This window comes from Winogradskyella eckloniae (assembly GCF_013249045.1).
Taxonomy (GTDB): domain Bacteria; phylum Bacteroidota; class Bacteroidia; order Flavobacteriales; family Flavobacteriaceae; genus Winogradskyella; species Winogradskyella eckloniae.
This window is the reverse complement of sequence record NZ_JABRWP010000008.1, coordinates 86,639-112,908: the sequence shown is the minus strand read 5'-3', so window position 1 is coordinate 112,908 and position 26,270 is coordinate 86,639. Positions and strand designations below refer to the sequence as shown.

The window sequence follows — 26,270 nt, the reverse complement described above, 5'->3', positions numbered from 1 at the left end:
AATGGCAAAAGACAATAAAAACACAAGCAAGAAACCAAAACTAAGTCCGTATTGGATTTATGGAATAGTAATCGCCATATTTTTAGGCATACAATTTTTTGGAGGGAACGCTTTTCAAAATACTAAGGAAATTAAAACTTCAGATTTTATAAGCTATTTAGAAGATGGTGATGTAAAAGAAGTGATTGTAATTAGTAACACTAAAACAGCAAAAGTTTATCTTACTAAGGCTGCATTAGAAAAAGAAGTGCATAAAAATTCTAAGTCTAAAAGTTTCCTTCCTACAGGAAATGAAGCAAATTACACCTTAAAATTTGGTGATCTTCAGAACTTTGAGAATAGAATTGATACCATCATTGCAGAAAAAGGACTATCAACTACTAGAGATGCTGATATAGAAAATAATGCTTGGGGAGACATTTTAATCTCACTCCTTCCGTTTGTTCTTATTATTGGTGTATGGATCTTTATTATGCGACGCATGTCCTCTGGAGGAGGAGGTGGTGCTGGTGGCCAGATTTTTAATATTGGTAAATCTAAAGCTAAACTTTTTGATGAAAAATCAGACACCAAAACTACGTTTAAAGACGTTGCAGGTTTAGAAGGTGCAAAAGAGGAAGTTCAAGAGATTGTAGATTTCTTAAAATTTCCAGAAAAATATACAGCATTAGGTGGTAAAATACCTAAAGGAGCTTTACTTGTAGGACCTCCTGGTACAGGTAAAACGTTATTAGCAAAAGCAGTGGCAGGTGAGGCAAAAGTGCCATTCTTTTCACTATCTGGTTCGGATTTTGTAGAAATGTTTGTTGGTGTTGGAGCCTCTAGAGTAAGAGATTTATTTAAACAAGCCAAAGAAAAATCACCATCGATAATATTTATTGATGAAATTGATGCTATTGGTAGAGCAAGAGGCAAAAATAATATGTCTGGCTCTAATGATGAACGAGAAAACACACTTAATCAATTACTAACAGAAATGGATGGTTTTGGTACCAATACAAACGTTATTGTATTAGCTGCCACAAACAGAGCAGACGTTTTAGATAGTGCCTTGATGAGAGCAGGACGTTTTGATAGACAGATTTATGTAGACCTTCCAGATGTAAGAGAGCGTAAAGAAATTTTTGAAGTGCATTTACGTCCATTAAAAAAGGAAGAGACATTAGATATAGATTTCTTATCAAAACAAACACCAGGATTTTCTGGTGCAGATATCGCCAATGTGTGTAACGAAGCAGCATTAATTGCAGCAAGAAAAGGCAAAAAAGCAGTTAACAAACAAGACTTCTTAGACGCTGTTGATAGAATTATTGGTGGATTAGAAAAGAAAAATAAAATTATAACACCTTCAGAAAAAAGAGCTGTTGCATTCCATGAAGCTGGTCATGCCACTGTAAGCTGGATGCTAGAACATGCAGCACCATTGGTTAAAGTTACTATAGTGCCTAGAGGACGATCTTTAGGAGCTGCTTGGTATTTACCAGAAGAACGTTTAATTGTGCGACCAGAGCAAATGTTAGACGAAATGTGTGCAGCACTTGGTGGACGAGCAGCTGAGAAAGTAATTTTTGATAAAATATCTACAGGAGCCTTAAGTGATTTAGAAAAAGTAACTAAGCAAGCAAGAGCTATGGTTACGGTTTATGGACTAAGTGACAAAGTAGGTAACCTAACTTATTACGACTCTTCTGGACAGTCTGAATACGGTTTTACTAAACCATACAGTGAGAAAACAGCAGAGCTTATTGATAAGGAAATTTCAGATATCATTGAAGAGCAATATCAACGTGCTATTAATTTATTAGAAAACAATAAAGATAAATTAACAGAACTAGCAGAAGTTCTTCTAGATAAAGAAGTGATTTTTAAAGACAATCTAGAGAAAATATTTGGTAAACGTGCATTTGAAAACACCGTTATCTCAAAAACGGAAGAGGAAGAATAATACACTTTTAACACAGTCATATAAAAAACTTAAATTAACCCATTGTTAATTTAAGTTTTTTTATATTTGAAATTAACACAAATACTAGTAATAATTGCAACTGTTGAATGAGCTTATTTCGTAAACTCTTCGGAAAAAAGTCTGAACAGACTGAAGTAGACATACCAAATCAAGAGCGTGGCAAATATATGCCTGAAGTAAAGCTACCTGTAGATGAACGTTTTACAATAAACTTCAAAGCTAATGGTGGCAAATTTCTGTATTGTGAAAACTTAGAAGAAGTAAAAGATTGTTTCAATTCTATATTAGACGAAAACAATTGGCACAACGACAAAGTCTTTTTAATTGATCAGCGATTAACAGAATTATTTAAAGATTTTAATTTAAATAGTACTAAAAAATTATCGGAAAGCTCTTACTTTCTATCGACCTGCGAATATTTAATCTCAGATGATGGATCGCTATTAATTTCTTCAAATCAAATTGCTGAGAAAAAACTAATTGAATTACCAGATCACTTTATAATCTATGCCACTACAAGTCAGTTTGTAGAAACAATAGGTGAAGGTTTAAAAGGTATTAAAGCCAAAAGCAAAGCTACAATCCCAACAAATATTACAACCATAAAACATTTTAAAACTGCCGACGATAAAGATTTTTTAACTTACGGAAGTAGTTCTAAAAACCTATACCTACTTCTATTAGAAGACTTATAATGAAGGAGTTAATTATACGTGCACTATCTGGTGCAGTTTATGTTTTACTACTTATAGGATCTCTATTTGCACAAGAAACATCAATAATTTTAATAGGAATTTTTGGATGTATCAGTTTGGCAGAATTCAGTAAGCTCATAAAATTGAAGTCAGTTATTCCATATTTCATTTATGTTATACTGTTTACAGGCTATTGGTATTTCTGCATTCACAATTCTACATCAACAGGAAGTGGAGAAGTCATTCAAATATTATTAGTGGTCACAATTTTTGTAAATCTTATTTTAATTAAAGATTTATTTACAGCAAAGAAAATTCCTTTATTTGAATCTAAGCGGTATATCGTCACGACTTTTTATTTAACAAGTGGATTTTTATTTATGCTACTTATTTCAAATTTCAATAGTCAATTTACGCCATTGTTACTCCTTGGGTCATTTATTTTGGTTTGGATTAATGACAGTGCAGCTTATATCGTTGGTAAAAATTTTGGTAGACAAAAATTGTTCCCGAGCATATCACCTAAAAAAACCGTAGAAGGCTTTTTGGGTGGTTTATTTTTTGCTTGTATTTCTAGTTATTTTATCGCTAATTATACAGATACTCTTAATTTTAATTCCTGGCTGATTTTAGCTATTATAGTGAGTGTATTAGGTACGATTGGAGATTTAATAGAATCAAAATTTAAACGTCAGGCCGATGTAAAAGATAGTGGTGTTATAATGCCTGGTCACGGCGGACTATTAGATCGATTAGATAGTATTATATTTGCAGCACCATTTATTTATTTATTTTTAAGAATTTCAAGTCATGTTTCATAAAGAAGGTCATAAAATTATTTTCATTACACTCGTCATTGTTGTAGGTTCATTTTTTTTAATTGATGGATTTATTACCAATGAATGGTTAAGAAAAGGACTCATGCTAGCAGTATTGGTGTTTTTTATACTGATACTACAATTTTTTAGAAACCCTAAACGAAATACGCATATTAATGACAAACAAGCTTTATCTCCAGTTGATGGTAAAGTTGTTGTTATTGAAGAAGTAGAAGAAAATGAAGTTTTTAAAGACAAACGCATTCAGGTATCTGTGTTTATGTCGCCAATAAATGTGCATGTTACCCGCTATCCTATTGCAGGTAAAGTTACTTTCAGTAAATATCATCCTGGTAAATTTTTAGTGGCTTGGCACCCAAAGGCAAGTGAAGAAAATGAGCGTACAACAGTCGTTGTAGAAAATGAAAGTTTTGGTAAAGTATTACACAGACAAATCGCTGGTGCTTTAGCAAAACGTATTGTAAACTACGCTAAAGTAAATACTAAGGTAGAACAAGGAGCAGACTCTGGTTTTATTAAGTTTGGCTCTCGCGTAGATTTATTCTTACCTTTAGATGCAGATATCAAAGTAGCGCTTAATCAAAAAGTGAGAGGTGGAGAAAGTGTGATTGCAGAAATGAAATAATTTCTAAAGAAAATGGTTTCTAAAGAATTAGACATAGAATTTAATACAGCCGTAGATCGTGTTAACGATCACACAGAACCGTTTCCTGCAGATTTCTTATTACGTCTTTATGCTTATTACAAAAAAGCGACCAATAATTATACACGTCCTAGTAGTCGTAAACCTATTATAAATGCATTTAAGACCAATGCTTTATTCCAAGTAAAGGATATTACAGAAGATGAGGCTAAACAAGAATATATAAATCTTGTAAATAATTATTTTTTGTATAGAAAATAAGGATTATTCCCTTATCAATGGCATTGTAGAACAGCGCAATAACCCTTCTTGTTTGGCAATTTCGGCATATGGAACTTCTTCTACAGTAAAACCGTTTTCCCTTAACCAACTATTTAGCCTTGTAAAATTTGTTTCAGATATAATAACATCTTCAGAAATGGAAAAGATATTACTATTCATATTGTACATCTCTTCTTTTGTGATTTCAAAAATATTTTCCTCACCAAAGAAATCAACTAACCATTGATACTCCTTTTCTATTAAAAATCCATTTTTATGAATTATAGCTTTGTCCTTTCCAATAGGTTGAAAGCAACAGTCTAAATGCAAGGCATTTTCTTTAGGATTGGTATTAGACTTTCTTAATTCAAAAGACTTCACTGTTTTATGAGGAAACAACTCTTGAATTGCAATTACGGCATCCATATTTGTCCTTGCTGTGATATAGTCTGCATAATCTTCACCAGAATAGGTACCTATAAATATGTAATCATTCCATGGCATCACATCACCTCCTTCTACATGGCATTCTTCTGGTAATATTATAATGTTGTCCTCTCCTATGTCATCTAAAATAGGCTGTATCGCTTCGTATTCTCTTTCGCGATCAGGCAAAATATTGGCTTTTATCAATTTATCTTCTATGACAAAAGCAATATCTCTAGAAAATATTTGATTATAATCTTTAATAACCTTTGGCCTATAGACTTTAACATCATATTTTTTAAACACATTAGCAACAGCCTTCATCTCATTAATCATATCGCTTTCTATAGGATATGTACCTGCTTTTATATGCTGAATAGATTTAGGGTCGTAAGCGTCCTCTATTGATGGAATTGGACCTACACTTTCTGCTGTACCAAGAATAACGGCTTTGAGGCGCGACGTTTCGTTTTCTATGTTTAATTTCATATATGTAAAAATAAAAAAAGCTCCATAATAAATATGAAGCTTTTTAAAATATATAATTATTTATTACCTTTTATCAATGGTCTTAAATGGTCTGTATGTTTCACCAATATATAGTTGTCTTGGACGTCCAATAGGTTCTTTACGCGTACGCATTTCTTTCCATTGTGCAATCCAACCTGGTAGACGACCTAATGCAAACATTACAGTAAACATTTCTACAGGTATTCCCATTGCTCTATATATAATACCAGAATAGAAATCTACGTTAGGGTATAATTTTCTGTCCACAAAATATGGATCTTCTAAAGCCTCTTTCTCTAATCCTTTAGCGATATCTAAAATTGGGTCTTCTACACCTAAATCCGACAATACTTCATCGGCAGCTACCTTAATTATCTTTGCTCTTGGATCAAAGTTTTTATATACTCTATGACCAAATCCCATTAAACGGAATGGGTCGTTCTTATCTTTAGCCTTAGCCATATATTTTTTAGTATCTCCACCATCTTCTTTAATAGCTTCGAGCATTTCTAATACGGCTTGATTTGCACCACCATGTAAAGGTCCCCAAAGTGCTGAAATACCAGAGGCAAGTGAAACAAAAAGTCCGGCATGTGAAGAACCTGTTATTCTTACTGTAGATGTAGAACAATTTTGCTCATGATCTGCATGTAATATTAATAGTTTGTCTAAAGCATTAACTAATATAGGATTTTGCTCATAGTCACTATTTGGACTTTTGAACATCATCTTTAAAATATTCTCTACATACCCTAACTTGTCATCACCATACTCTAATGGTAAACCTTGCTTTTTACGCATTGTCCATGCTACAATCACAGGGAATTTACCTAAAATAGTTACAATAGAATTATACATTGCCTCTTCTGAAGCCACATTCACTGAAGTTGGGTAAAATGCAGTAAGTGCACTTGTTAATGATGATAATACACCCATTGGGTGTGCAGATTTTGGAAACGCATCTAATATTTTTTTAAGATCATCATCTACAACGGAATGAGATTTTATATCAGAATGAAATTTATCTAACTCTTCTTGATTTGGCAACTCGCCGAAAATAAGCAAATACACTACCTCTAAAAAATCAGCTTTTTCTGCTAACTCTTCTATAGAATAACCTCTATACCTTAATATACCTTTTTCCCCATCTAAAAATGTAATGGCACTTTCACAGCTTCCAGTATTTTTATAACCTGGATCTAAAGTAATTGCTCCACCTGTTGCGCCTCTTAAACTTTTAACATCTATTGCAACTTCTTTTTCTGTACCAACAATTATAGGGAAATCATATTTTTCACCATTAATTTCTAATGTAGCTTTATCTGACATATTTTCTTTTCGGATTTTATATATTATTAGAGACGTAAATTTACGAAATCTCAATCGATTTCGAAAGCAGATTTATAATCGTTTTAACGATTCAATAAAGTTTTATATAAACCACAAAAAAGTCTAAAAATATTACCTTAAATTATTTATTTATTACAACTATCTATGGTTATTCTTCAATTTTAATAAATCTTATGTGGCCACACAATGCTTAAAAGATTTAAATTATAGCTTTCTAAATGAATTATAAATCCGAAAATAAAAGAAATAACAGAATGAATAAATACAAAAAACCTACAAAAATTAATTTGTAGGTTTTACTATAAGCTATGTGTTGAGCTATGTTATTTTAGTTTAAATGCATTAACTCCTGGAAAATAAGCAACATCACCTAATTCTTCTTCAATACGTAATAATTGATTGTATTTTGCCATACGATCACTACGAGATGCAGAACCTGTTTTAATTTGTCCACAATTTAATGCTACAGCTAAATCTGCAATTGTATTATCTTCTGTTTCACCAGATCTATGCGACATTACAGATGTGTAACCTGCATTATGTGCCATGTTTACTGCTGCTATAGTTTCTGTTAAAGTTCCTATTTGGTTAACTTTAATTAAAATTGAATTGGCAATTCCATTATCAATTCCGCGAGATAATCGTTCTACATTTGTCACGTATAAATCATCACCTACTAATTGTACTTTATCTCCAATTTGCTCTGTAAGATCTTTCCAACCGTCCCAATCGTTTTCATCCATACCGTCTTCAATTGAAATAATTGGATATTTTGTCGTTAAATCTGCTAAATATTTTGCTTGCTCTTTACTCGTTCTTACCTCACCTTTATCACCTTCAAAAAGTGTGTAATCGTATTTACCATCTTTATAAAATTCAGCGGCTGCACAATCTAAGGCAATCATCACATCGTCTCCAAATTTGTAACCTGCTTTTTCAACGGCTGTTTTTATTGTATCTAAGGCATCTTCTGTACCACCTGGTAAGTTTGGCGCAAAACCACCTTCATCACCTACTGCTGTACTTAAATCTCTATCGTGTAATACTTTCTTAAGATTATGAAAAATCTCAGTTCCCATTTGCATAGCATGCGTAAAGTTTTTTGCTTTAACTGGCATTACCATAAATTCTTGAAACGCAATTGGCGCATCACTATGAGAACCACCATTGATAATATTCATCATTGGTAATGGCAATGTATTGGCAGAAACACCTCCTACATATCTATATAATGGCATTCCTAACTCATTAGCTGCAGCCTTAGCTACTGCTAAAGACACACCTAAGATTGCATTAGCTCCTAATTTCGATTTATTTGGTGTACCATCTAAATCTATCATCATTTGATCAATTGCATTTTGTTCAAACACAGAAACGCCTAATAATTCTTGAGCAATTGTAGCGTTTACATTTTCAACAGCTTTTAATACGCCTTTTCCCATATAAGTATCACCACCATCTCTTAACTCAACAGCTTCATGTTCTCCGGTAGATGCACCAGAAGGAACTGCTGCTCTTCCCATAATACCATTTTCTGTTGTCACATCAACCTCTACTGTTGGATTCCCTCTTGAATCTAAAATTTGTCTTGCGTGTACATTGATTATAATGCTCATTTTCTATTTTTTTTATGTTGATTTATATCAAATTTACGAAAATCTAAAACTTAATACAGTACAAAAATCATATTTATGATTAAAGTTTACTATAATGTTTTCGTAACTAAAAAAACACAATAAAACTGTTGTTCTATTGCGTTTTTAATATTTTAGTTTAATTATTTTTTATTAAGTCTATAAATTGATCAAATAAATATAAAGAATCATTTGGTCCTGGACTTGCTTCTGGATGATACTGTACAGAGAAACAATTTTTATCTTTAATTTTTATGCCTGCAACTGTATTATCATTAAGATGCACATGAGTAATTTCTACATGGTCATTCGCTTCCGTTTCTTCTCTATTAATGGCAAAACCATGATTTTGAGATGTTATTTCACCTTTACCTGTAATTAAGTTTTTAACAGGATGATTGATACCTCTATGCCCATTATGCATTTTATAAGTAGAAATACCATTGGCCAATGCAATGACTTGATGCCCTAAGCAAATACCAAATAATGGCTTGTTCTTAGCGATTATCTCTTTTGCCAACGCTTGCGCATCTACCAATGGTTCTGGATCACCAGGTCCATTTGATAAGAAATAACCATCAGGATTAAAAGCTTCTAATTCTTCAAACTTAGCATTATATGGAAACACTTTTACATAAGCATCTCTACTTGTTAAGTTTCTTAGAATATTTTTTTTAATGCCTATATCTAATGCTGCAATTTTATAGGTTGCATTTTCATCACCCACAAAATAAGGTGCTTTCGTAGACACTTTAGATGCCAATTCTAAACCTTTCATTGAAGGAGAATCTGCTAACTGCTTTTTTAATGTATCTAAATTATCTACCTCTGTAGTTATCACAGCATTCATTGCACCATTATCTCTAATATAGCTCACTAACGCACGCGTATCTACATCTGCAATAGCTAAGGTATTATGCTTTTCAAAAAAATCTTCTAAAGAAGCATCTGCCGCAGGTCTAGAATAATTAAAACTAAAGTTTTTACATATTAATCCAGCAATTTTAATGTCATCCGATTCTACTTCATCTTCTTTCGTACCATAATTACCAATGTGGGCATTAGTAGTAACCATTAATTGACCATAATATGAAGGGTCAGTGAAAATTTCTTGATATCCTGTTGTCCCTGTATTAAAACAAACTTCTCCAAAGGCAGAACCTTCTTTTCCTATGGATTTACCATGAAAAATCGTTCCATCTGCTAAAAGAATAAGGGCTTTTTTTCTTTGTTTGTATTTCATTTTTGTTGCGTTGTATCGTTTATTGCTATTAACTATATATTATTTTAAAATGCTGATGTAAACTAATCATTTTCATTTGACGTAACGTATACAATTTAATTGAATGATACACTGTTTCACATTAGCACCTACACTACTACAATTACTTATAGACATGTGACTAATTTCGTTCAAATTGTATTTTTACTTTGCAAAAGTCCAAAAAAAAAGGATAAACTGAAACAGTCTATCCTTTATATTTATTAATGCTTATTAACATAATAATTATTCTTCTTCGTTTGAAGCTTTAGTTTCTACTGGTGGTGTAGTTGTAGCCTTGCTACCACCTCTTCTACTTCTACGAGTTGTTTTCTTAGGAGCTTTACCAGCATTGTAGATTTCGTTGTAATCCACTAATTCTATCATCGCCATATCAGCATTATCACCTAATCGGTTACCAAGTTTAATAATACGTGTATAACCTCCTGGACGATCACCAACTTTAGTAGCTACATCTCTAAATAATTCAGAAACAGCTTCTTTTTGTCTAAGTCTAGACATAACAATACGTCTGTTGTGTGTAGTATCTGTCTTAGATTTAGTAATCATTGGTTCTACAAACTGCTTTAAAGCTTTTGCTTTCGCCACTGTTGTGTTAATACGTTTATGCTCAATTAATGAACAAGCCATATTAGCTAACATAGCTTTTCTATGTGCTGTTTGTCTTCCTAAATGGTTGAATTTTTTTCCGTGTCTCATGACCTTTGTTTTATCATCTTGCTACTATACTCATTAGCGAGGAGCAAAATATGATTAGTATTAAATTGTATTAGTCTTTGTCTAATTTATATTTGCTTAAATCCATTCCGAAATTTAATCCTTTTACATTTACTAGTTCTTCTAGCTCAGTTAAAGACTTCTTACCGAAGTTTCTGAATTTCATTAAATCATTTTTATTGAAAGATACTAAGTCTCCTAAAGTATCTACTTCTGCCGCTTTTAAACAGTTAAGCGCACGTACAGAAAGATCCATATCAACTAATTTAGTTTTCAATAGTTGTCTCATGTGAAGTGACTCTTCATCATAAGTTTCAGTCTGTGCTATTTCATCCGCCTCTAAAGTGATACGCTCATCAGAGAATAACATGAAGTGGTGAATTAATATCTTAGCTGCTTCTGTTAAAGCATCTTTTGGATTGATTGAACCGTCCGTTTGAATTTCGAAAACTAATTTTTCGTAATCCGTTTTTTGCTCAACACGGTAGTTTTCAATACTATATTTTACATTCTTTATTGGTGTAAAAATTGAATCCGTAAAGATGGTTCCGATTGGTGCAGATGCTTTTTTATTTTCTTCTGCAGGAACATATCCTCTTCCTTTTTCAATAGTTAACTCCATATTAATGTTTACTTTAGGATCTAAGTTACAGATTACTAAATCTGAATTTAAAACTTGAAATCCTGAAATAAACTTCTGAAAATCTCCAGCTGTAATTTGATTTTGACCTGATATTGAAATCGTCACAGTCTCATTATCAATTTCATCTATTTGACGCTTAAAGTTAACTTGCTTTAAGTTCAAAATCATTTCAGTAACATCCTCTACTACACCAGAAATTGTAGAAAACTCATGATCTACACCTTCTATTCTAACAGAAGTAATTGCAAAACCCTCTAAAGAAGATAAAAGAACGCGTCTTAATGCATTACCTACTGTTAAACCATAACCAGGTTCTAACGGTCTGAATTCGAATTTACCTTCGAAATCAGTAGAATCAATCATGATTACCTTATCCGGTTTCTGAAAATTTAATATTGCCATAGTGTTCTTCGTTTTAATTGTTATTTAGTTGCGCGATTTAAAAGTATGAAGAAGACTAATAAATCCTTTGGCTAAATACCAATATGATTAATTATTATTTAGAGTAAAGTTCAACGATGTTTTGCTCATTGATCTGTTCTGGAATTTGGATTCTCGCAGGTACAGAAACGTAAGTTCCTTCCATTGATCCTGTATTCCAAGTAATCCATTCGTAAACATTGCTAGAATTAGCTAATGAATTTTGAATAGCTGCTAATGATTTAGATTTTTCTCTAACACCAACAACATCTCCTGCTTTTAATTGGTAAGAAGGAATGTTTACCTTTTCACCATTTACAGTAATGTGTCTGTGAGATACTAATTGTCTAGCACCAGATCTAGAAGGAGAGATTCCCATTCTGTAAACAACGTTATCTAAACGCGATTCACATAATTGAAGTAAAACTTCACCTGTAATCCCTTGTGCAGCCGTTGCTCTTTTAAACATGTTTCTGAATTGCTTTTCTAATATACCATACGTATATTTTGCTTTCTGCTTTTCCATTAATTGGATAGCATATTCAGATTTTTTACCACGACGACGGTTGTTACCGTGTTGCCCTGGAGGGTAATTTCTTTTTTCGAAGGCTTTGTCATCTCCGAAGATCGCTTGTCCGAATTTACGGGCGATTTTTGTTTTAGGACCAGTATATCTTGCCATTTTAAATTTGTTTTGAGAGTGATTTTAGAATTAAGGTCTTAATCTTATCCTTCTATAACCGTTAACCTCTCGATTGATACTTGTGTTAATTTTTTCAGTTTGCAAATTTATGCAAAATAAACTAATATCAATACATTTTTATGAATGATATTAGTTTACTTAAATGTTTCGAGACTATTTCTAACATTAAATGCTAGAACACTGAATTTATTTCAGATTAAACTCTACGTCTTTTTGGAGGACGACAACCATTATGTGGCATTGGAGTAACATCAATAATTTCTGATACTTCAATTCCTGCATTATGTATAGATCTAATAGCTGATTCTCTACCATTTCCTGGACCTTTTACATATGCTTTTACTTTCTTTAAACCAGCTTCTTTAGCTACACCTGCAGCATCTTCTGCCGCTAACTGTGCAGCATAAGGTGTGTTCTTTTTAGAACCTCTGAAACCCATTTTTCCTGCTGATGACCAAGAAATAACGTCACCCTTTTTATTTGTTAAAGAAATGATGATGTTATTAAAAGAAGCTGTAATGTGTGCTTCACCAATTGCATCAACTATAACTTTACGTTTTTTAGTACTTGCCTTTGCCATGTTTACTTTTAGTTTTTAGTATTAGTTTATAGTCGCTAGAATCCTAAACCGTTAAATTTCAAACAGATTCTTTCCAACGTCTAATAGACTAAAGACTATTTATTATTTAGTTACTTTCTTTTTGTTAGCAACCGTTTTTCTTCTACCTTTTCTTGTACGAGAGTTATTCTTAGTACGTTGTCCTCTTAATGGAAGTCCAACTCTATGACGAATACCTCTGTAACATCCAATATCCATTAATCGCTTAATGTTCATTTGTGTTTCAGAACGTAATTCACCTTCGATTTTAAAAGTTCCAACTGCGTCACGGATTGCTCCAATTTCGTCGTCAGACCAATCTTGTACTTTTGTGCTTTCGTCAACTTTAGCTGCTGCTAATATTTCCTTTGCTCTACTTCTACCTACTCCGTAGATATAAGTTAAAGAGATAACTCCTCTTTTTTGTTTTGGTATGTCTACACCTGCAATTCTTGCCATAATTACCCTTGTCTTTGTTTGAATCTAGGATTCTTTTTGTTAATGACGTAAAGTCTACCTTTTCTGCGCACTAATTTACAGTCTGCGCTTCTTTTCTTTACTGATGCTCTAACTTTCATCGTATTAGTATCTATAAGTTATACGAGCCTTCGTTAAATCGTAAGGACTCATTTCTAATTTCACTTTATCACCTGGTAGTAATTTAATATAATGCATACGCATTTTACCAGAGATATGTGCAGTCACTATATGACCATTTTCTAATTCTACTCGAAACATTGCATTAGATAATGCCTCAATTATTGTTCCGTCTTGTTCTATTGCTGCTTGCTTTGCCATAATTTTTATTTCTTATTGCGCAACCGCTTTTCTATTCTTACCTGTTTTCATTAAACCATCATAATGCTTATTTAATAAATAAGAATTAATCTGTTGCATGGTATCAATAGCCACACCTACCATAATTAACAGCGATGTACCTCCGAAAAATAATGCCCAACCTGCTTGTACCTTCAATAAGTTCATAACAAAGGCCGGAAAAATCGCCACCAAAGCTAAGAATATTGATCCTGGTAAAGTAATTTGAGACATAATTTTATCTAAATACTCAGAGGTTTCAGAACCTGGTCTTATACCAGGAATAAATCCGCCACTTCGTTTTAAATCATCAGCCATCTTATTAGTTGGTACTGTGATAGCAGTATAAAAATATGTGAATATAATAATTAATATAGCAAACATTAGATTATACCAAAAACCAAACATGTCAGCAAAGTTAGTCTGCATCCAAAGTCCAACTGATGTATCTTTTAACCAAGATGAACTCCCTATTAATCCAGGTACAAACATAATAGCCTGTGCAAAGATAATTGGCATTACACCAGAAGCATTTAATTTTAATGGTAAAAATTGACGTGATCCAAAAACATTCTTTTCATAACCACCAGAAGCTGTTCTTCTAGCATACTGAACGGCAATTTTTCTCACTGCCATTACTAAGAATACGGATGCTAAAATAATTAAGAACCAAATTACCATTTCTATTAAAATCATCATAAAACCTCCATTTCCACCTTCTAATCTAGAAGCCGCATTTTGAATAAATGATGCTGGTAACGTAGCAATAATACCAACCATAATTAATAAGGAAATACCATTTCCTATACCTTTATCCGTAATTTTTTCTCCTAACCACATTGCAAATACGCAACCAGTTACTAAAATAATCACAGATGAAACATAAAATATAGTTTCACTAAAGCCTGGTACAAGTAATGCTCCCATTGAAGTTGCACCAGATAAACTTGGTATACTTGCCAAATATCCTGGCGCCTGAACTAAACAAATAACGATGGTTAACCAACGTGTAATTTGCGTTATCTTCTTTTGACCACTCGCGCCTTCTTTCTGAAGTTTTTGTAAATAAGGAATCGCAATACCCATTAACTGAACTACAATCGATGCAGAAATGTAAGGCATAATACCTAAGGCAAACACTGATGCATTCGCAAATGCGCCACCAGTAAATGCATTTAATAAACCTAACAGACCACCTGTTGTTCCATCTTGTAAACCACCTAGAGCATCAATATTAACACCAGGTAATACAACCTGAGCACCAAAACGATACACTAATAATAAACCTAAGGTTAAGATAATTCTATCCTTTAGCTCTGTGATCTTCCAAACGTTTTTTAATGTTTCTATTATTTTCATCCTTAATTCTTATAAAGTTACAGCTTCACCACCAGCAGCTTCAATAGCAGCTTTTGCTGTAGCAGTAAATTTATGAGCAGTTACTTTAAGCTTTGATTTTAATTCACCTCTACCTAAGATTTTTACTAGCTCATTTTTACCAGCTAATCCCATAGATACTAAAGATTCAAAATCAACACTATCTTTAACTTTTTTGTCGTCTACTAATTGTTGTAATGTATCTAGATTTATACCTTGATACTCTACTCTATTAATATTTGTAAAACCAAATTTAGGTACACGTCTTTGTAATGGCATTTGACCACCTTCAAAACCTAATTTCTTAGAATATCCTGAACGTGATTTTGCTCCTTTGTGACCACGTGTAGCAGTACCACCTTTACCAGAACCTTGTCCACGACCGATACGCTTCCCTTGATTTTTTACTGAACCTTCTGCAGGTTTTAAATTACTTAAATCCATTGTTAAGTTATATTTTTAAGCTTCTTCTACAGAAACTAAATGTTCAACTTTCTTAACCATACCAAGGATGTTTGGCGTGGCGTCGTGCTCTACTACTTGTCCAATCTTTTTTAATCCTAAAGCTAATAATGTTAACTTTTGTCTTTTAGTACGATTGATTGCACTTTTTACTTTCTTTACTTTAATCTTTGCCATCTTATCCTATCGATTAACCGTTAAATACTTTTTCAAGTGAAATTCCACGCTCTTTAGCTACAGACTTAGCATCTCTTAATTGTAATAAAGCATCAAATGTTGCTTTTACTACATTATGAGGATTTGAAGAACCTTGTGACTTAGATAATACATCATGTACACCTACTGCTTCCAAAACAACTCTTACCGCTCCACCTGCAATAACACCTGTACCAGGTGCTGCTGGAATTATATTTACTCTTGCTCCACCAAATTTACCTTTTTGCTCATGTGGCAAAGTACCTTTAATGATAGGAATTCTCACTAAGTTTTTCTTTGCGTCTTCAACTGCTTTAGCAATTGCTGTAGCAACATCTTTAGATTTTCCTAAACCGTGTCCTACAACATTTGTTTCGTCACCTACAACAACAATTGCAGAAAAACCAAATGCTCTACCACCTTTAGTTACTTTAGTTACACGCTGAACGCCAACTAAACGATCTTTCAATTCTAATCCGCCTGGTTTAACAAGCTCTGCGTTTTTATATTTTTGATACATAATGTCTTAAAATTTAAGTCCTGCTTCTCTAGCACCTTCTGCTAATGATTTTACTCTTCCATGATATAAATAACCACCTCTATCAAAAGAAATAGTTTCAACACCAGCTTTCATAGCTCTTTCAGCAACAGATTTTCCAACTAACGCTGCAATTTCTGTTTTGTTTCCTTTAGACTTCGCTATATCTTTATCTCTAGAAGATGCTGCTGCCAAAGTTTTACCAGATACATCATCCACTATTTGAGCATATATCTCTTTATTACTTCTAAAAACAGCTAATCTTGGTCTAGTTTCAGTACCAGATACTACCTTACGGATTCTGCTCTTAATTCTTAATCTTCTTTCGTTCTTTGTCAATGCCATAACTTAATTATTACGCTGATTTACCTGCTTTTCTTCTAATTTCTTCACCAACAAACTTGATACCTTTTCCTTTGTAAGGTTCTGGTTTTCTGAAGCCACGAATTTTAGCAGCAACTTGACCAACTAATTGTTTGTCAAAAGACGTTAATTTTACTATAGGATTTTTTCCTTTCTCCGAAATCGTTTCAACTTTCACTTCTGGAGCAATATCCATAACTATGTTATGAGAAAATCCAACTGCTAAATCTAACTTTTGTCCTTGATTTGAAGCTCTGTAACCTACACCAACTAATTCTAATTCTTTGGTCCAGCCTTTAGATACGCCTTCAATCATATTTGCAATTAATGCTCTATAAAGACCATGTTTTGCTCTTAAATCTTTCTTATCAGAAGCACGCTCTAATGTTATAGTACCATCTTCTAATTTAATTTCAATATCTGAATACTCTTGAGATAATTCTCCTAATTTACCTTTAGCAGTAATTACGTTGTCCTTTATTTCAAGTGTTACACCTTCAGGAACTGTTATTGGGTTTTTACCTATTCTTGACATAATTTCCTGTTTTTAGTATACGTAACATAAAACTTCACCACCAACATTTTCTCTTTGCGCTTGTTTACCTGTCATTACTCCATGAGAAGTAGATACAATTGCAATACCTAAACCGTTAAGGATTCTTGGCATTTCGTTAGAAGAAGCATATTTACGTAAACCTGGTTTACTGATTCTTTGAATTTTTTTAATGACAGACTCTTTAGTCTCTTTACTATACTTTAGTGCAATCTTAATTGTACCTTGTACTGTAGAGTCATCAAATTTATAACTTAAGATATATCCTTGATCGAATAAAATCTTAGTTATTTCTTTTTTTAAGTTAGATGCAGGAATTTCAACCACTCTATGGTTGGCTTTTACTGCATTTCTAACTCGCGTTAAATAATCCGCTATTGGATCTGTATACATATTTATTAATTTGCGGTAGCGGTTTTTGGCACTATTGCCAAACCTGAAACCAATTTATAATTTTTACCAGCTTGCTTTCTTAACTCCAGGAATTAACCCTTGGTTAGCCATTTCTCTAAACGTTACACGAGAAATTCCAAATTGTCTCATATAACCTTTTGGTCTTCCTGTAAGTTTACAACGGTTATGCTGACGTATTGGAGAAGCATTTTTTGGTAATTTTTGTAATGCTTCATAATCACCAGCTTCTTTTAAAGCTTTGCGTTTTTCAGCATATTTAGCTACCGTTTTAGAACGCTTCACCTCACGGGCTTTCATTGATTCTTTAGCCATAATTAATTCTTTTTAAATGGTAATCCTAGTTCTGTTAATAAAGACTTCGCTTCCTTATCTGTCGCAGCAGAGGTAACGAATGTTATATCCATTCCTGAAATTTTATTGATTTTATCAATATCTATTTCTGGGAAAATGATTTGTTCTACAACACCTAAGTTATAATTTCCACGACCATCAAAACCTGTTGCTTTGATACCGTTAAAATCTCTAACTCTAGGCAAAGCTGAAGTTACTAAACGATCTAAGAACTCATACATTTGCTCACCTCTTAAAGTTACTTTAGCACCAATTGGCATCCCTTTACGTAACTTAAATGAAGCAACATCCTTCTTAGACATTGTTTGTATAGCTTTCTGTCCAGATATTTTTGTAAGTTCCTCTACAGCATGATCAATTAATTTTTTATCTGCCACAGCAGCACCAACACCTTTAGATATTACTATCTTTTCAAGTTTAGGTACTTGCATTACATTTTTATATCCAAATTCTTCCGTAAGAGCAGCAACAACTTTGTCCTTATACTCTTGTTTTAATCTTGCAACGTAAGCCATAATTAAATTACTTCATTAGATTTTTTAGAAAATCTCACTTTATTATCCCCATCCATTTTATAACCAACTCTAGTCGCTTCTCCTTTCGAAGTTAACAACGTTAAATTTGAAATATGAATTGATGCTTCTTTCTCTACAATTCCACCTTGAGGATTTTGTGCACTTGGTTTCGTATGTTTCTTAACCATATTTACACCTTCTACGATGGCTTTGTTTTTATCTACTAATACTTTAAGTACTTTGCCTTCTGTACCTTTATGGTCACCTGCAACTACTTTTACTGTATCTCCTGATTTTATCTTTAGCTTTGTCATTTTATTTATCAATTAAAGCACTTCAGGTGCCAATGATACAATTTTCATGAATTGTTTATCACGAAGTTCTCTAGCTACAGGACCAAAAACACGTGTGCCTCTCATCTCTCCTTGCGGATTTAATAATACACACGCATTGTCATCAAAACGAATGTAAGATCCATCTGGACGTCTTACTTCTTTTGCAGTACGTACTACAACCGCAGTAGACACAGCACCTTTTTTAATGTTTCCATTAGGTGTTGCATCTTTTACAGAAACAACAATTTTGTCTCCTACAGAAGCGTACCTTCTTTTAGTTCCTCCTAATACACGGATAGTTAAAACTTCCTTTGCACCAGTGTTATCAGCTACTTTTAATCTTGATTCTTGTTGTACCATAATTACTTCGCTCTTTCAATTATTTCTACTAATCTCCAACATTTAGACTTACTTAAAGGTCTTGTTTCCATTATCTTTACAGTATCGCCTTCGTTGCAGTCGTTTGTTTCATCGTGTGCGACATATTTCTTTGTCTTTAACACGAACTTTCCATACATAGGGTGTTTTACTTTCTTAACTTCAGATACAACAATAGATTTCTCCATTTTGTTACTAGTTACGATCCCTATACGTTCTTTTCTTAAGTTTCTTTTTTCCATCTTTCAGCAGAATACAATTATTGTACGTCTCTTTTAGTTAATTCAGTTGCCACTCTAGCTACTGCACGACGTGCTACACGTAACTGGATTGGATTGTCTAAAGGAGAAATAGTATGAGCCATTTTTAGGTCTGTATAACTCTTTTTAGTCTCACTAAGTTTCTCTTGTAACTCAGCCGTTGAAAGCTGTTTAATTTCTGATTGCTTCATAATATCTTTTTATTAAGCTTCGTAATCTCTAGCTATGATAAACTTAGTTTTTACCGGAAGTTTTTGTGCTGCTAAACGCAATGCTTCTTGAGCTACGTCTAATGGCACGCCACTTATTTCAAATAACATACGTCCTGGTTTAACCACTGCTGCCCAATATTCAACACCACCTTTACCTTTACCCATACGTACTTCAAGAGGTTTCTTTGTAATAGGCTTGTCTGGAAATATTTTAATCCATAACGATCCTTCTCTTTTCATGTAACGAGTAGCCGCAATACGTGCTGCTTCTATTTGACGTGCAGTAATAAAAGTCGACTCTAGTGACTTAATACCGAAAGTTCCATTTGATAACAAATGTCCTCTTCCCGCATTTCCTTTCATACGTCCTTTTTGCTGCTTACGAAATTTTGTTCTTTTAGGCTGTAACATTTTTTCTTTTCTTTAAAAAATTACTTTCTACGACGAGATTGGTTCTTATTTCCACCGCGTCCACCTTTACTTTTTTGCTTAGATAAGCCAACTAATGGAGAAAGTTCTCTTTTTCCATATACTTCGCCTTTCATAATCCAAACTTTGATGCCCAATCTACCATAAGTAGTATGTGCCTCAACAAGAGCATAATCAATATCAGCTCTAAATGTAGACAAAGGAATTCTTCCTTCTTTATAGTGTTCTGATCGTGCCATTTCAGCACCATTTAAACGACCACTAATTTGAATTTTAATTCCTTCAGCATTCATACGCATAGCTGCTGCAATAGCCATTTTTATAGCACGTCTGTAAGAAATTCTACTTTCTATTTGACGCGCAACACTTGCTGCTACTAAATACGCATCGAGTTCAGGTCTCTTTATCTCAAAGATGTTCAATTGAACCTCTTTACCAGTAATTTTCTTAAGCTCTTCTTTTAACTTATCTACCTCTTGGCCACCTTTACCGATAATAATACCAGGTCTAGCAGTAGTGATAGTAACGGTTACAAGTTTAAGCGTACGCTCAATAATTACTCTACTTACACTAGCTTTAGATAAACGCGCATGAACGTATCTTCTAATCTTATCGTCTTCGGCAAGTTTATCACCATAATCGTTTCCTCCGTACCAGTTAGATTCCCATCCTCTGATAATTCCTAAGCGATTTCCGATTGGATTTGTCTTTTGTCCCATATCTCTATCTTAGCTTTGTGTTTTATTTATTGCATCTATTACCACTGTTACGTGATTAGATCTCTTTCTTATTCTATGTGCTCTTCCTTGTGGTGCTGGTCTTAAACGCTTAAGCATTGCGCCACCATCAACTCTTATCTCTTTGATATAAAGTTTAGCTTCTTCAACATCAGCATCTTCATTTTTAGCTTGCCAGTTTGCTATTGCAGACATTACAAGTTTCTCTAAACGACGTGACGCTTCTTTTTGGCTAAATCTAAGAATCTGAAGAGCTTTCTCTGCCTTCTCACCTCTTACTAAATCCGCTACTAAACGCATTTTTCTAGGTGATGTAGGACAGTTATTTAGCTTAGCAAAAGCAATCTGCTTTTTTTCAGCCTTAATAGCTTCCGCCATTTGTTTTTTACGACTTCCCATGATTCTTATTTTTTACCTTTATTCTTAGCACCTGCATGACCTCTAAACGATCGTGTTGGTGAAAATTCTCCTAATTTGTGACCTACCATATTTTCAGTAACATAAACTGGTACAAATTGACGACCATTATGAACTGCGATCGTTTGCCCAACGAAATCCGGAGAAATCATTGATGCTCTAGACCAAGTTTTAATTACTGTCTTTTTATTTGAAGCTACATTATCTGCAACTTTATTTTCCAATTTATAGTGGATATAAGGTCCTTTTTTTAATGAACGTGCCATACTATCTTAATTATTTCTTTCTACGTTCTACAATATACTTATTACTCGACTTTGTCTTAGAACGCGTTCTAAATCCTTTAGCAGGAACACCGTTTCTATTTCTTGGATGTCCACCTGAAGATTTACCTTCACCACCACCCATTGGGTGATCTACTGGATTCATCACTACTGGTCTTACTCTTGGACGTCTTCCTAACCATCTACTTCTACCTGCTTTACCAGATACTAATAACTGGTGATCAGAGTTAGACACAACTCCAATTGTTGCCATACACGTGATTAAAATCATTCTAGTTTCACCTGAAGGTAATTTCACTGTAGCGAACTTATCACCTCTTGCCATTAACTGAGCAAAAGCACCAGCACTACGAGCCATAACAGCCCCTTGACCTGGACGCAACTCTATACAAGAAATAATTGTACCTAAAGGGATTTCACTTAAAGGCATTGCATTTCCAATTTCTGGAGCAATTCCACTTTCACCAGACACTATATTTTGCCCTACTTGCAAACCATTCTGTGCGATAACATAACGTTTCTCACCATCTTGGTAATTCAATAATGCAATAAATGCAGTTCTGTTTGGATCGTATTCTATTGATTTAACCTCCGCAGGAATTCCTGCTTTGTTACGTTTAAAATCAATGATACGATAACGTTTCTTATGACCTCCACCCAATTGGCGCATGGTCATTTTTCCTTGACTGTTTCTACCACCAGATCTTTTTTTCGGAGCAAGCAAGCTTTTCTCCGGCTTATCAGTAGTTATGGCGTCAAATCCATTTACTACTCTAAATCGCTGAGCTGATGTGATCGGTTTTAATTTTCTTACTGACATTAATGTCTAAAATTACATGTTAGTGTATAAATCTATTACTTCACCTTCCGCCAGTTGTACAATTGCTTTTTTAACAGCATTTGTTTTACCATGTTGAATACCTGTCTTTGTATGACGGGTTCTTCTATCTGGACGGACATTTATCGTACGAACTTTTTCTACAGAAACTCCATAAGCAGCCTCAACCGCTTTTTTGATTTCTACCTTGTTCGCCTTTGTTTTCACTTCAAATGCATACGCATTTAACAACTCACTTTGCATGGTTGCCTTTTCTGTGATTATAGGTTTTATTAAGATACTCATCTGTTCTATTTACTTAAATTCGATTCAATTCCTTCTAATGCACTTTCAATAAGAATCACTTTATTAGCATTCATTATTTTATAAGTGCTTAATTCTGAAGTAGTTACAACTTCTGAACCTTTAAAATTACGTGATGACAAATATACATTATTATTTGACCCACCCAACACAATAAGAGATTTTTTGTTTTCAACCTCTAATGCCTTCAAAACATTGACGAAATTTTTTGTTTTTGGAGCTTCAAAATTGAAGTCTTCTAAAACCAAAATTGATTTATCATTTGCTTTGATACTTAATGCAGATTTACGTGCTAATCGCTTTAAATTCTTATTTAATTTAAAACCATAGTTTCTTGGTCTAGGACCAAACATACGTCCACCACCTTTAAATACACCAGATTTGATAGAACCAGCACGTGCCGTACCTGTTCCTTTTTGTTTCTTTATCTTTCGTGTACTACCAGCGATCTCTGCTCTTTCTTTTGCCTTATGCGTACCTTGTCTTTGATTTGCTAAGTATTGCTTAACATCTAAATAGACTGCATGATTATTAGGCTCTATAGCGAATACGTCTTTAGAAAGCTCTGCTTGTCTACCCGTATCTTTTCCGTTTATATCTAAAACTGCTACCTTCATTACTTCTCAATGATTACATAAGAATTCTTGTGACCAGGAACACATCCTTTTACAACAAGTAAGTTCTTTTCAGCAACTACTTTATAAACTCTTAAATTTTGAACTTTTACTGTTTCACCGCCCATTCTTCCGGCCATCTTCATTCCTTTGAAAACTCTCGCAGGATAAGAAGCTGCACCAATAGAACCTGGAGCTCTTAAACGGTTATGTTGACCATGCGTTGCTTGACCTACACCACCAAATCCATGACGCTTAACAACACCTTGAAAACCTTTACCTTTTGAAGTCCCTGCAATATCCACAAATTCTCCTTCAGTAAACTGTTCTACTGTGATTGCATCACCTAACTTGTACTCCTCACCAAAACCTTTGAATTCAACAACTTTGCGTTTTACAGAAGTACCCGCTTTTTTAGCATGACCTAAGTCTGCTTTTGTAGCGCTTTTTTCTGTCGCGTCATCGAAACCTAATTGAAGGGCTGAATAACCATCCACTTCTTCAGTTCTGACTTGGGTAACGATACATGGTCCAGCTTCGATTACTGTACATGGAATATTCTTTCCATTTTCATCGAAAATGCTGGTCATACCGATTTTTTTTCCAATTAACCCAGACATATTTATTATTTATTAATTATTACTATTTGTTATTAAAAATTCAAGGCCGAAAATACGTTTCAGCCTTGAATTGTATTTTATACCGTTTTTCCCTCGCTCGCAGCTTAGGACATGTTACTTGTGTAATTACACTTTAATTTCAACTTCTACTCCACTTGGTAATTCAAGCTTCATTAAAGCATCAATGGTCTTTGAAGACGAAGAATAAATATCTAATAATCTCTTGTAAGAGCTTAATTGAAATTGTTCTCTAGACTTCTTATTTACGTGTGGTGAACGTAATACAGTAAAAATTTTCTTGTGTGTTGGTAACGGGATTGGACCTGTTACTACAGCACCTGTACTTTTAACTGTTTTTACAATCTTATCAGCAGACTTATCTACTAAGTTATGATCGTAAGACTTTAATTTTATTCTTATTTTTTGACTCATTTTCTTAACTTTTAAGATTATTCTCCTTTAGATGCTTTAATCACCTCTTCAGATATATTTGAAGGCGTTTCTGCGTAATGTGAAAATTCCATAGTTGATGTTGCACGACCTGAAGATAACGTTCTTAATGTTGTTACATAACCAAACATTTCAGATAATGGTACAGTAGCCTTAACCGTTTTAGCTCCAGCTCTATCTCCCATATCACTTACTTGACCTCTTCTTCTATTTAAATCTCCAACAATATCACCCATGTTTTCTTCAGGAGTAATAACTTCAAGTTTCATAATAGGCTCCATAATAACAGCTTTAGCTGCTTTTGCCACATTTTTAAAACCTAATTTTGCTGCTAACTCAAAAGATAATTGATCAGAATCGACATCGTGATACGATCCATCTTTTAAAGTAATTTTCATAGCATCCACCTCGAAACCTGCTAATGGCCCATTAATCATTGCTTGTTTAAATCCTTTTTCAATTGATGGTATAAATTCTTTAGGAACGTTACCACCTTTAATTACAGATTCAAATTGCAATCCTACTTGACCTTCGTCAGCTGGCTCAATTGTAAATACGATATCCGCAAATTTACCACGACCACCAGATTGTTTTTTATAAACTTCTCTATGATCAGCAGACGCTGTAATAGCTTCTTTATATTCTACTTGAGGTTGACCTTGGTTAACTTCTACTTTGAACTCACGCTTTAAACGATCTACAATAACATCTAAGTGAAGCTCACCCATTCCAGAAATAATTGTTTGCCCTGAAGCTTCGTCTGATCTTACTGTAAATGTCGGATCTTCCTCAGCTAATTTAGCCAAACCAATTCCTAATTTATCAACATCTGCCTTGGTTTTAGGCTCAACAGCGATACCAATTACTGGATCTGGAAAATCCATTGATTCTAACACTATTGGATGCTTTTCTGCTGTTAAAGTATCTCCTGTCTTAATAGATTTAAATCCAACAGCAGCTCCAATATCTCCAGCTTCAATAAAATCAATAGCGTTCTGCTTGTTAGCATGCATTTGATAGATACGAGAGATACGTTCTTTTTTACCAGAACGATTATTTAACACGTAAGAACCAGCATCTAATCGACCAGAATATGCTCTAAAGAATGCTAAACGACCCACAAAAGGATCTGTAGCAATTTTAAATGCTAAAGCAGCAAATGGCTCCTTTACATCTGGCTTACGAATTTCTTCTTGCTCTGTTTCTGGATTAACACCTACAATACCTTCTTTATCTGTAGGCGAAGGTAAATAACGACATACAGCGTCTAATAAAAACTGTACACCTTTATTTTTGAAAGCAGAACCACAAATCATTGGAATAATAGCCATATCCATTACAGCAGCTCTAAGTGCAGCATGCACTTCTTCTTCTGTAATAGAATCCTCATCCTCCATGAACTTTTCTAATAAGTTCTCATCGTAACTAGCTACCTCTTCTATTAATAAAGCTCTATACTTTCTTGCTTCTGCTTTAAGCTCATCTGGAATTTCGATAACATCAAAAGTTGCCCCTTGAGTTTCATCATGCCAAACAATAGCTCTATTTTTAACTAAATCGATAATACCTTTAAAATCAATTTCATCACCAATGTTTAATACAATTGGCACTGCATTTGACTTTAACATATCTTTTACCTGCTGACAAACACCTAAAAAGTTAGATCCTTGACGGTCCATTTTATTAACGAAACCAATACGAGGTACTTTATAATTATCTGCTAATCTCCAGTTCGTTTCAGACTGTGGCTCAACACCATCAACTGCACTAAACAAGAAAACTAACCCATCTAATACACGTAATGAACGGTTTACTTCAACCGTAAAATCAACGTGACCAGGAGTATCTATAATATTAAAATGATAACCTTTTGTTTCAGGAGTTGGCTCCCCATTTTCAATAGGAAACTTCCATTCACAAGTTGTAGCAGCAGACGTAATTGTAATACCTCTTTCTTGCTCTTGCTCCATCCAATCCATAGTTGCAGCACCATCATGTACTTCACCTATTTTGTGCGAAACACCCGTATAATAAAGAATACGCTCTGTCGTTGTAGTTTTTCCAGCATCAATATGTGCTGCAATACCTATATTTCTAGTAAATTTTAAATCTCTTGCCATTT

At 33.8% G+C, this 26,270-nt stretch carries 39 protein-coding genes; 5 read left to right on the top strand and 34 right to left on the bottom strand.

Features of this window, described 5'->3' with window-relative positions; genetic code table 11:
• Window position 1 precedes the first annotated feature (1 nt).
• From ftsH to HNV08_RS13480, 5 genes are all read left to right on the top strand, one after another.
• Window positions 2-1,945 carry an ATP-dependent zinc metalloprotease FtsH gene (gene ftsH / locus HNV08_RS13500; protein WP_173281877.1) on the top strand — a complete coding sequence of 648 codons (1,944 nt, stop codon included), beginning with the start codon at window positions 2-4 and terminating at the stop codon, window positions 1,943-1,945.
• Window positions 1,946-2,052: 107 nt separating this feature from the next.
• Window positions 2,053-2,661 (top strand): LUD domain-containing protein, encoded by a 609-nt coding sequence (locus HNV08_RS13495; RefSeq protein ID WP_173281876.1) that lies wholly within the window; start codon window positions 2,053-2,055, stop codon window positions 2,659-2,661.
• Window positions 2,661-3,482 (top strand): phosphatidate cytidylyltransferase, encoded by an 822-nt coding sequence (locus tag HNV08_RS13490; RefSeq protein WP_173281875.1) that lies wholly within the window; start codon window positions 2,661-2,663, stop codon window positions 3,480-3,482. The genes HNV08_RS13495 and HNV08_RS13490 overlap by 1 nt, the downstream gene beginning before the upstream one ends.
• Entirely contained in the window at window positions 3,472-4,125 is a 654-nt protein-coding gene (locus HNV08_RS13485; protein ID WP_173281874.1) for a phosphatidylserine decarboxylase family protein, read from the top strand. Before HNV08_RS13490 ends, HNV08_RS13485 begins: the two co-directional genes overlap by 11 nt.
• Window positions 4,126-4,137: 12 nt before the next feature.
• The gene (locus HNV08_RS13480; protein ID WP_173281873.1) at window positions 4,138-4,404 is read left to right on the top strand and encodes an acyl-CoA-binding protein; all 267 of its coding nucleotides are present in this window, start codon (window positions 4,138-4,140) and stop codon (window positions 4,402-4,404) included.
• A gap of 3 nt (window positions 4,405-4,407) precedes the next feature.
• Here the strand turns inward: HNV08_RS13480 and HNV08_RS13475 are convergent, their stop codons facing one another.
• The 34 genes from HNV08_RS13475 to fusA all read right to left on the bottom strand — a co-directional run bounded on the left by HNV08_RS13475 (window position 4,408) and on the right by fusA (window position 26,268).
• Entirely contained in the window at window positions 4,408-5,319 is a 912-nt protein-coding gene (locus HNV08_RS13475; protein ID WP_173281872.1) for a dimethylarginine dimethylaminohydrolase family protein, read from the bottom strand.
• Window positions 5,320-5,382: 63 nt separating this feature from the next.
• On the bottom strand, window positions 5,383-6,669 hold the full coding sequence (locus HNV08_RS13470; protein WP_173281871.1) for a citrate synthase: 1,287 nt from the start codon (window positions 6,667-6,669) through the stop codon (window positions 5,383-5,385).
• A 344-nt stretch (window positions 6,670-7,013) separates the two neighbouring features.
• Window positions 7,014-8,306: a phosphopyruvate hydratase gene (eno, locus tag HNV08_RS13465; protein ID WP_173281870.1), complete on the bottom strand. Its 1,293-nt coding sequence runs from the start codon at window positions 8,304-8,306 to the stop codon at window positions 7,014-7,016.
• 157 nt (window positions 8,307-8,463) lie between these two features.
• Complete coding sequence (gene carA, locus HNV08_RS13460) at window positions 8,464-9,567, bottom strand: glutamine-hydrolyzing carbamoyl-phosphate synthase small subunit (RefSeq protein WP_173281869.1); 1,104 nt, start codon at window positions 9,565-9,567, stop codon at window positions 8,464-8,466.
• Window positions 9,568-9,831: 264 nt separating this feature from the next.
• Complete coding sequence (gene rplQ / locus HNV08_RS13455; protein ID WP_173281868.1) at window positions 9,832-10,305, bottom strand: 50S ribosomal protein L17; 474 nt, start codon at window positions 10,303-10,305, stop codon at window positions 9,832-9,834.
• A gap of 70 nt (window positions 10,306-10,375) precedes the next feature.
• The gene (locus HNV08_RS13450) at window positions 10,376-11,368 is read right to left on the bottom strand and encodes a DNA-directed RNA polymerase subunit alpha (RefSeq protein ID WP_173281867.1); all 993 of its coding nucleotides are present in this window, start codon (window positions 11,366-11,368) and stop codon (window positions 10,376-10,378) included.
• Window positions 11,369-11,462: 94 nt separating this feature from the next.
• Complete coding sequence (gene rpsD / locus HNV08_RS13445) at window positions 11,463-12,068, bottom strand: 30S ribosomal protein S4 (RefSeq protein WP_173281866.1); 606 nt, start codon at window positions 12,066-12,068, stop codon at window positions 11,463-11,465.
• Between the two features lie 217 nt (window positions 12,069-12,285).
• Entirely contained in the window at window positions 12,286-12,669 is a 384-nt protein-coding gene (gene rpsK / locus HNV08_RS13440) for a 30S ribosomal protein S11 (protein ID WP_173281865.1), read from the bottom strand.
• Window positions 12,670-12,771: 102 nt separating this feature from the next.
• On the bottom strand, window positions 12,772-13,146 hold the full coding sequence (gene rpsM / locus HNV08_RS13435) for a 30S ribosomal protein S13 (protein WP_173281864.1): 375 nt from the start codon (window positions 13,144-13,146) through the stop codon (window positions 12,772-12,774).
• Between the two features lie 2 nt (window positions 13,147-13,148).
• Window positions 13,149-13,265: a type B 50S ribosomal protein L36 gene (gene ykgO, locus HNV08_RS13430; RefSeq protein WP_008269159.1), complete on the bottom strand. Its 117-nt coding sequence runs from the start codon at window positions 13,263-13,265 to the stop codon at window positions 13,149-13,151.
• A 4-nt stretch (window positions 13,266-13,269) separates the two neighbouring features.
• Window positions 13,270-13,485, bottom strand: coding sequence for a translation initiation factor IF-1 (gene infA / locus HNV08_RS13425; RefSeq protein ID WP_007094967.1), 216 nt, complete (start codon window positions 13,483-13,485; stop codon window positions 13,270-13,272).
• Window positions 13,486-13,497: 12 nt separating this feature from the next.
• A complete protein-coding gene (gene secY, locus HNV08_RS13420; RefSeq protein ID WP_173281863.1) occupies window positions 13,498-14,862 on the bottom strand; it encodes a preprotein translocase subunit SecY in 1,365 nt (454 codons plus the stop codon).
• 9 nt (window positions 14,863-14,871) lie between these two features.
• Window positions 14,872-15,324 (bottom strand): 50S ribosomal protein L15, encoded by a 453-nt coding sequence (gene rplO, locus HNV08_RS13415; protein WP_173281862.1) that lies wholly within the window; start codon window positions 15,322-15,324, stop codon window positions 14,872-14,874.
• A 15-nt stretch (window positions 15,325-15,339) separates the two neighbouring features.
• Window positions 15,340-15,519 (bottom strand): 50S ribosomal protein L30, encoded by a 180-nt coding sequence (gene rpmD, locus HNV08_RS13410; RefSeq protein WP_008269164.1) that lies wholly within the window; start codon window positions 15,517-15,519, stop codon window positions 15,340-15,342.
• A gap of 13 nt (window positions 15,520-15,532) precedes the next feature.
• Window positions 15,533-16,057 (bottom strand): 30S ribosomal protein S5, encoded by a 525-nt coding sequence (gene rpsE, locus HNV08_RS13405; RefSeq protein WP_173281861.1) that lies wholly within the window; start codon window positions 16,055-16,057, stop codon window positions 15,533-15,535.
• A 6-nt stretch (window positions 16,058-16,063) separates the two neighbouring features.
• Window positions 16,064-16,420, bottom strand: a complete 357-nt coding sequence (rplR, locus tag HNV08_RS13400) for a 50S ribosomal protein L18 (protein WP_173281860.1) — start codon at window positions 16,418-16,420, stop codon at window positions 16,064-16,066.
• 10 nt (window positions 16,421-16,430) lie between these two features.
• A complete protein-coding gene (rplF, locus tag HNV08_RS13395) occupies window positions 16,431-16,973 on the bottom strand; it encodes a 50S ribosomal protein L6 (protein ID WP_173281859.1) in 543 nt (180 codons plus the stop codon).
• Window positions 16,974-16,985: 12 nt separating this feature from the next.
• Entirely contained in the window at window positions 16,986-17,384 is a 399-nt protein-coding gene (gene rpsH, locus HNV08_RS13390) for a 30S ribosomal protein S8 (protein ID WP_173281858.1), read from the bottom strand.
• 63 nt (window positions 17,385-17,447) lie between these two features.
• Complete coding sequence (rpsN, locus tag HNV08_RS13385) at window positions 17,448-17,717, bottom strand: 30S ribosomal protein S14 (protein WP_173281857.1); 270 nt, start codon at window positions 17,715-17,717, stop codon at window positions 17,448-17,450.
• Between the two features lie 2 nt (window positions 17,718-17,719).
• A complete protein-coding gene (gene rplE / locus HNV08_RS13380) occupies window positions 17,720-18,271 on the bottom strand; it encodes a 50S ribosomal protein L5 (RefSeq protein WP_173281856.1) in 552 nt (183 codons plus the stop codon).
• 2 nt (window positions 18,272-18,273) lie between these two features.
• Window positions 18,274-18,585, bottom strand: coding sequence for a 50S ribosomal protein L24 (rplX, locus tag HNV08_RS13375; RefSeq protein ID WP_173281855.1), 312 nt, complete (start codon window positions 18,583-18,585; stop codon window positions 18,274-18,276).
• 12 nt (window positions 18,586-18,597) lie between these two features.
• Window positions 18,598-18,966 carry a 50S ribosomal protein L14 gene (gene rplN / locus HNV08_RS13370; RefSeq protein WP_173281854.1) on the bottom strand — a complete coding sequence of 123 codons (369 nt, stop codon included), beginning with the start codon at window positions 18,964-18,966 and terminating at the stop codon, window positions 18,598-18,600.
• A gap of 2 nt (window positions 18,967-18,968) precedes the next feature.
• Window positions 18,969-19,226, bottom strand: coding sequence for a 30S ribosomal protein S17 (rpsQ, locus tag HNV08_RS13365; protein ID WP_040756784.1), 258 nt, complete (start codon window positions 19,224-19,226; stop codon window positions 18,969-18,971).
• A 17-nt stretch (window positions 19,227-19,243) separates the two neighbouring features.
• Entirely contained in the window at window positions 19,244-19,435 is a 192-nt protein-coding gene (gene rpmC / locus HNV08_RS13360; RefSeq protein WP_173281853.1) for a 50S ribosomal protein L29, read from the bottom strand.
• A 12-nt stretch (window positions 19,436-19,447) separates the two neighbouring features.
• Window positions 19,448-19,867 (bottom strand): 50S ribosomal protein L16, encoded by a 420-nt coding sequence (rplP, locus tag HNV08_RS13355; protein ID WP_008269176.1) that lies wholly within the window; start codon window positions 19,865-19,867, stop codon window positions 19,448-19,450.
• Window positions 19,868-19,887: 20 nt separating this feature from the next.
• Entirely contained in the window at window positions 19,888-20,604 is a 717-nt protein-coding gene (rpsC, locus tag HNV08_RS13350) for a 30S ribosomal protein S3 (protein WP_173281852.1), read from the bottom strand.
• Window positions 20,605-20,613: 9 nt separating this feature from the next.
• Window positions 20,614-21,021: a 50S ribosomal protein L22 gene (gene rplV, locus HNV08_RS13345; RefSeq protein WP_173281851.1), complete on the bottom strand. Its 408-nt coding sequence runs from the start codon at window positions 21,019-21,021 to the stop codon at window positions 20,614-20,616.
• Between the two features lie 5 nt (window positions 21,022-21,026).
• Window positions 21,027-21,305, bottom strand: a complete 279-nt coding sequence (gene rpsS / locus HNV08_RS13340; protein ID WP_173281850.1) for a 30S ribosomal protein S19 — start codon at window positions 21,303-21,305, stop codon at window positions 21,027-21,029.
• 10 nt (window positions 21,306-21,315) lie between these two features.
• Window positions 21,316-22,143, bottom strand: a complete 828-nt coding sequence (gene rplB / locus HNV08_RS13335) for a 50S ribosomal protein L2 (RefSeq protein ID WP_173281849.1) — start codon at window positions 22,141-22,143, stop codon at window positions 21,316-21,318.
• A gap of 12 nt (window positions 22,144-22,155) precedes the next feature.
• A complete protein-coding gene (gene rplW / locus HNV08_RS13330) occupies window positions 22,156-22,446 on the bottom strand; it encodes a 50S ribosomal protein L23 (protein WP_173281847.1) in 291 nt (96 codons plus the stop codon).
• Window positions 22,447-22,451: 5 nt separating this feature from the next.
• Window positions 22,452-23,081 (bottom strand): 50S ribosomal protein L4, encoded by a 630-nt coding sequence (gene rplD, locus HNV08_RS13325; RefSeq protein WP_173281845.1) that lies wholly within the window; start codon window positions 23,079-23,081, stop codon window positions 22,452-22,454.
• Complete coding sequence (rplC, locus tag HNV08_RS13320; RefSeq protein ID WP_173281844.1) at window positions 23,081-23,698, bottom strand: 50S ribosomal protein L3; 618 nt, start codon at window positions 23,696-23,698, stop codon at window positions 23,081-23,083. The genes rplD and rplC overlap by 1 nt, the downstream gene beginning before the upstream one ends.
• Before the next feature lie 126 nt (window positions 23,699-23,824).
• Window positions 23,825-24,130 (bottom strand): 30S ribosomal protein S10, encoded by a 306-nt coding sequence (rpsJ, locus tag HNV08_RS13315; protein ID WP_007650482.1) that lies wholly within the window; start codon window positions 24,128-24,130, stop codon window positions 23,825-23,827.
• 17 nt (window positions 24,131-24,147) lie between these two features.
• A complete protein-coding gene (gene fusA, locus HNV08_RS13310; RefSeq protein WP_173281842.1) occupies window positions 24,148-26,268 on the bottom strand; it encodes an elongation factor G in 2,121 nt (706 codons plus the stop codon).
• Window positions 26,269-26,270: the final 2 nt, after the last annotated feature.

Coding starts and splice junctions, on each gene's coding strand:
- ftsH (WP_173281877.1), top strand. CDS start 2: ATGGCAAAAGACAATAAAAACACAAGCAAGAAACCAAAACTAAGTCCG.
- HNV08_RS13495 (WP_173281876.1), top strand. CDS start 2,053: ATGAGCTTATTTCGTAAACTCTTCGGAAAAAAGTCTGAACAGACTGAA.
- HNV08_RS13490 (WP_173281875.1), top strand. CDS start 2,661: ATGAAGGAGTTAATTATACGTGCACTATCTGGTGCAGTTTATGTTTTA.
- HNV08_RS13485 (WP_173281874.1), top strand. CDS start 3,472: ATGTTTCATAAAGAAGGTCATAAAATTATTTTCATTACACTCGTCATT.
- HNV08_RS13480 (WP_173281873.1), top strand. CDS start 4,138: ATGGTTTCTAAAGAATTAGACATAGAATTTAATACAGCCGTAGATCGT.
- HNV08_RS13475 (WP_173281872.1), bottom strand. CDS start 5,319: ATGAAATTAAACATAGAAAACGAAACGTCGCGCCTCAAAGCCGTTATT.
- HNV08_RS13470 (WP_173281871.1), bottom strand. CDS start 6,669: ATGTCAGATAAAGCTACATTAGAAATTAATGGTGAAAAATATGATTTC.
- eno (WP_173281870.1), bottom strand. CDS start 8,306: ATGAGCATTATAATCAATGTACACGCAAGACAAATTTTAGATTCAAGA.
- carA (WP_173281869.1), bottom strand. CDS start 9,567: ATGAAATACAAACAAAGAAAAAAAGCCCTTATTCTTTTAGCAGATGGA.
- rplQ (WP_173281868.1), bottom strand. CDS start 10,305: ATGAGACACGGAAAAAAATTCAACCATTTAGGAAGACAAACAGCACAT.
- HNV08_RS13450 (WP_173281867.1), bottom strand. CDS start 11,368: ATGGCAATATTAAATTTTCAGAAACCGGATAAGGTAATCATGATTGAT.
- rpsD (WP_173281866.1), bottom strand. CDS start 12,068: ATGGCAAGATATACTGGTCCTAAAACAAAAATCGCCCGTAAATTCGGA.
- rpsK (WP_173281865.1), bottom strand. CDS start 12,669: ATGGCAAAGGCAAGTACTAAAAAACGTAAAGTTATAGTTGATGCAATT.
- rpsM (WP_173281864.1), bottom strand. CDS start 13,146: ATGGCAAGAATTGCAGGTGTAGACATACCAAAACAAAAAAGAGGAGTT.
- ykgO (WP_008269159.1), bottom strand. CDS start 13,265: ATGAAAGTTAGAGCATCAGTAAAGAAAAGAAGCGCAGACTGTAAATTA.
- infA (WP_007094967.1), bottom strand. CDS start 13,485: ATGGCAAAGCAAGCAGCAATAGAACAAGACGGAACAATAATTGAGGCA.
- secY (WP_173281863.1), bottom strand. CDS start 14,862: ATGAAAATAATAGAAACATTAAAAAACGTTTGGAAGATCACAGAGCTA.
- rplO (WP_173281862.1), bottom strand. CDS start 15,324: ATGGATTTAAGTAATTTAAAACCTGCAGAAGGTTCAGTAAAAAATCAA.
- rpmD (WP_008269164.1), bottom strand. CDS start 15,519: ATGGCAAAGATTAAAGTAAAGAAAGTAAAAAGTGCAATCAATCGTACT.
- rpsE (WP_173281861.1), bottom strand. CDS start 16,057: ATGTATCAAAAATATAAAAACGCAGAGCTTGTTAAACCAGGCGGATTA.
- rplR (WP_173281860.1), bottom strand. CDS start 16,420: ATGGCATTGACAAAGAACGAAAGAAGATTAAGAATTAAGAGCAGAATC.
- rplF (WP_173281859.1), bottom strand. CDS start 16,973: ATGTCAAGAATAGGTAAAAACCCAATAACAGTTCCTGAAGGTGTAACA.
- rpsH (WP_173281858.1), bottom strand. CDS start 17,384: ATGTATACAGATCCAATAGCGGATTATTTAACGCGAGTTAGAAATGCA.
- rpsN (WP_173281857.1), bottom strand. CDS start 17,717: ATGGCTAAAGAATCAATGAAAGCCCGTGAGGTGAAGCGTTCTAAAACG.
- rplE (WP_173281856.1), bottom strand. CDS start 18,271: ATGGCTTACGTTGCAAGATTAAAACAAGAGTATAAGGACAAAGTTGTT.
- rplX (WP_173281855.1), bottom strand. CDS start 18,585: ATGACAAAGCTAAAGATAAAATCAGGAGATACAGTAAAAGTAGTTGCA.
- rplN (WP_173281854.1), bottom strand. CDS start 18,966: ATGGTACAACAAGAATCAAGATTAAAAGTAGCTGATAACACTGGTGCA.
- rpsQ (WP_040756784.1), bottom strand. CDS start 19,226: ATGGAAAAAAGAAACTTAAGAAAAGAACGTATAGGGATCGTAACTAGT.
- rpmC (WP_173281853.1), bottom strand. CDS start 19,435: ATGAAGCAATCAGAAATTAAACAGCTTTCAACGGCTGAGTTACAAGAG.
- rplP (WP_008269176.1), bottom strand. CDS start 19,867: ATGTTACAGCCTAAAAGAACAAAATTTCGTAAGCAGCAAAAAGGACGT.
- rpsC (WP_173281852.1), bottom strand. CDS start 20,604: ATGGGACAAAAGACAAATCCAATCGGAAATCGCTTAGGAATTATCAGA.
- rplV (WP_173281851.1), bottom strand. CDS start 21,021: ATGGGAAGTCGTAAAAAACAAATGGCGGAAGCTATTAAGGCTGAAAAA.
- rpsS (WP_173281850.1), bottom strand. CDS start 21,305: ATGGCACGTTCATTAAAAAAAGGACCTTATATCCACTATAAATTGGAA.
- rplB (WP_173281849.1), bottom strand. CDS start 22,143: ATGTCAGTAAGAAAATTAAAACCGATCACATCAGCTCAGCGATTTAGA.
- rplW (WP_173281847.1), bottom strand. CDS start 22,446: ATGAGTATCTTAATAAAACCTATAATCACAGAAAAGGCAACCATGCAA.
- rplD (WP_173281845.1), bottom strand. CDS start 23,081: ATGAAGGTAGCAGTTTTAGATATAAACGGAAAAGATACGGGTAGACAA.
- rplC (WP_173281844.1), bottom strand. CDS start 23,698: ATGTCTGGGTTAATTGGAAAAAAAATCGGTATGACCAGCATTTTCGAT.
- rpsJ (WP_007650482.1), bottom strand. CDS start 24,130: ATGAGTCAAAAAATAAGAATAAAATTAAAGTCTTACGATCATAACTTA.
- fusA (WP_173281842.1), bottom strand. CDS start 26,268: ATGGCAAGAGATTTAAAATTTACTAGAAATATAGGTATTGCAGCACAT.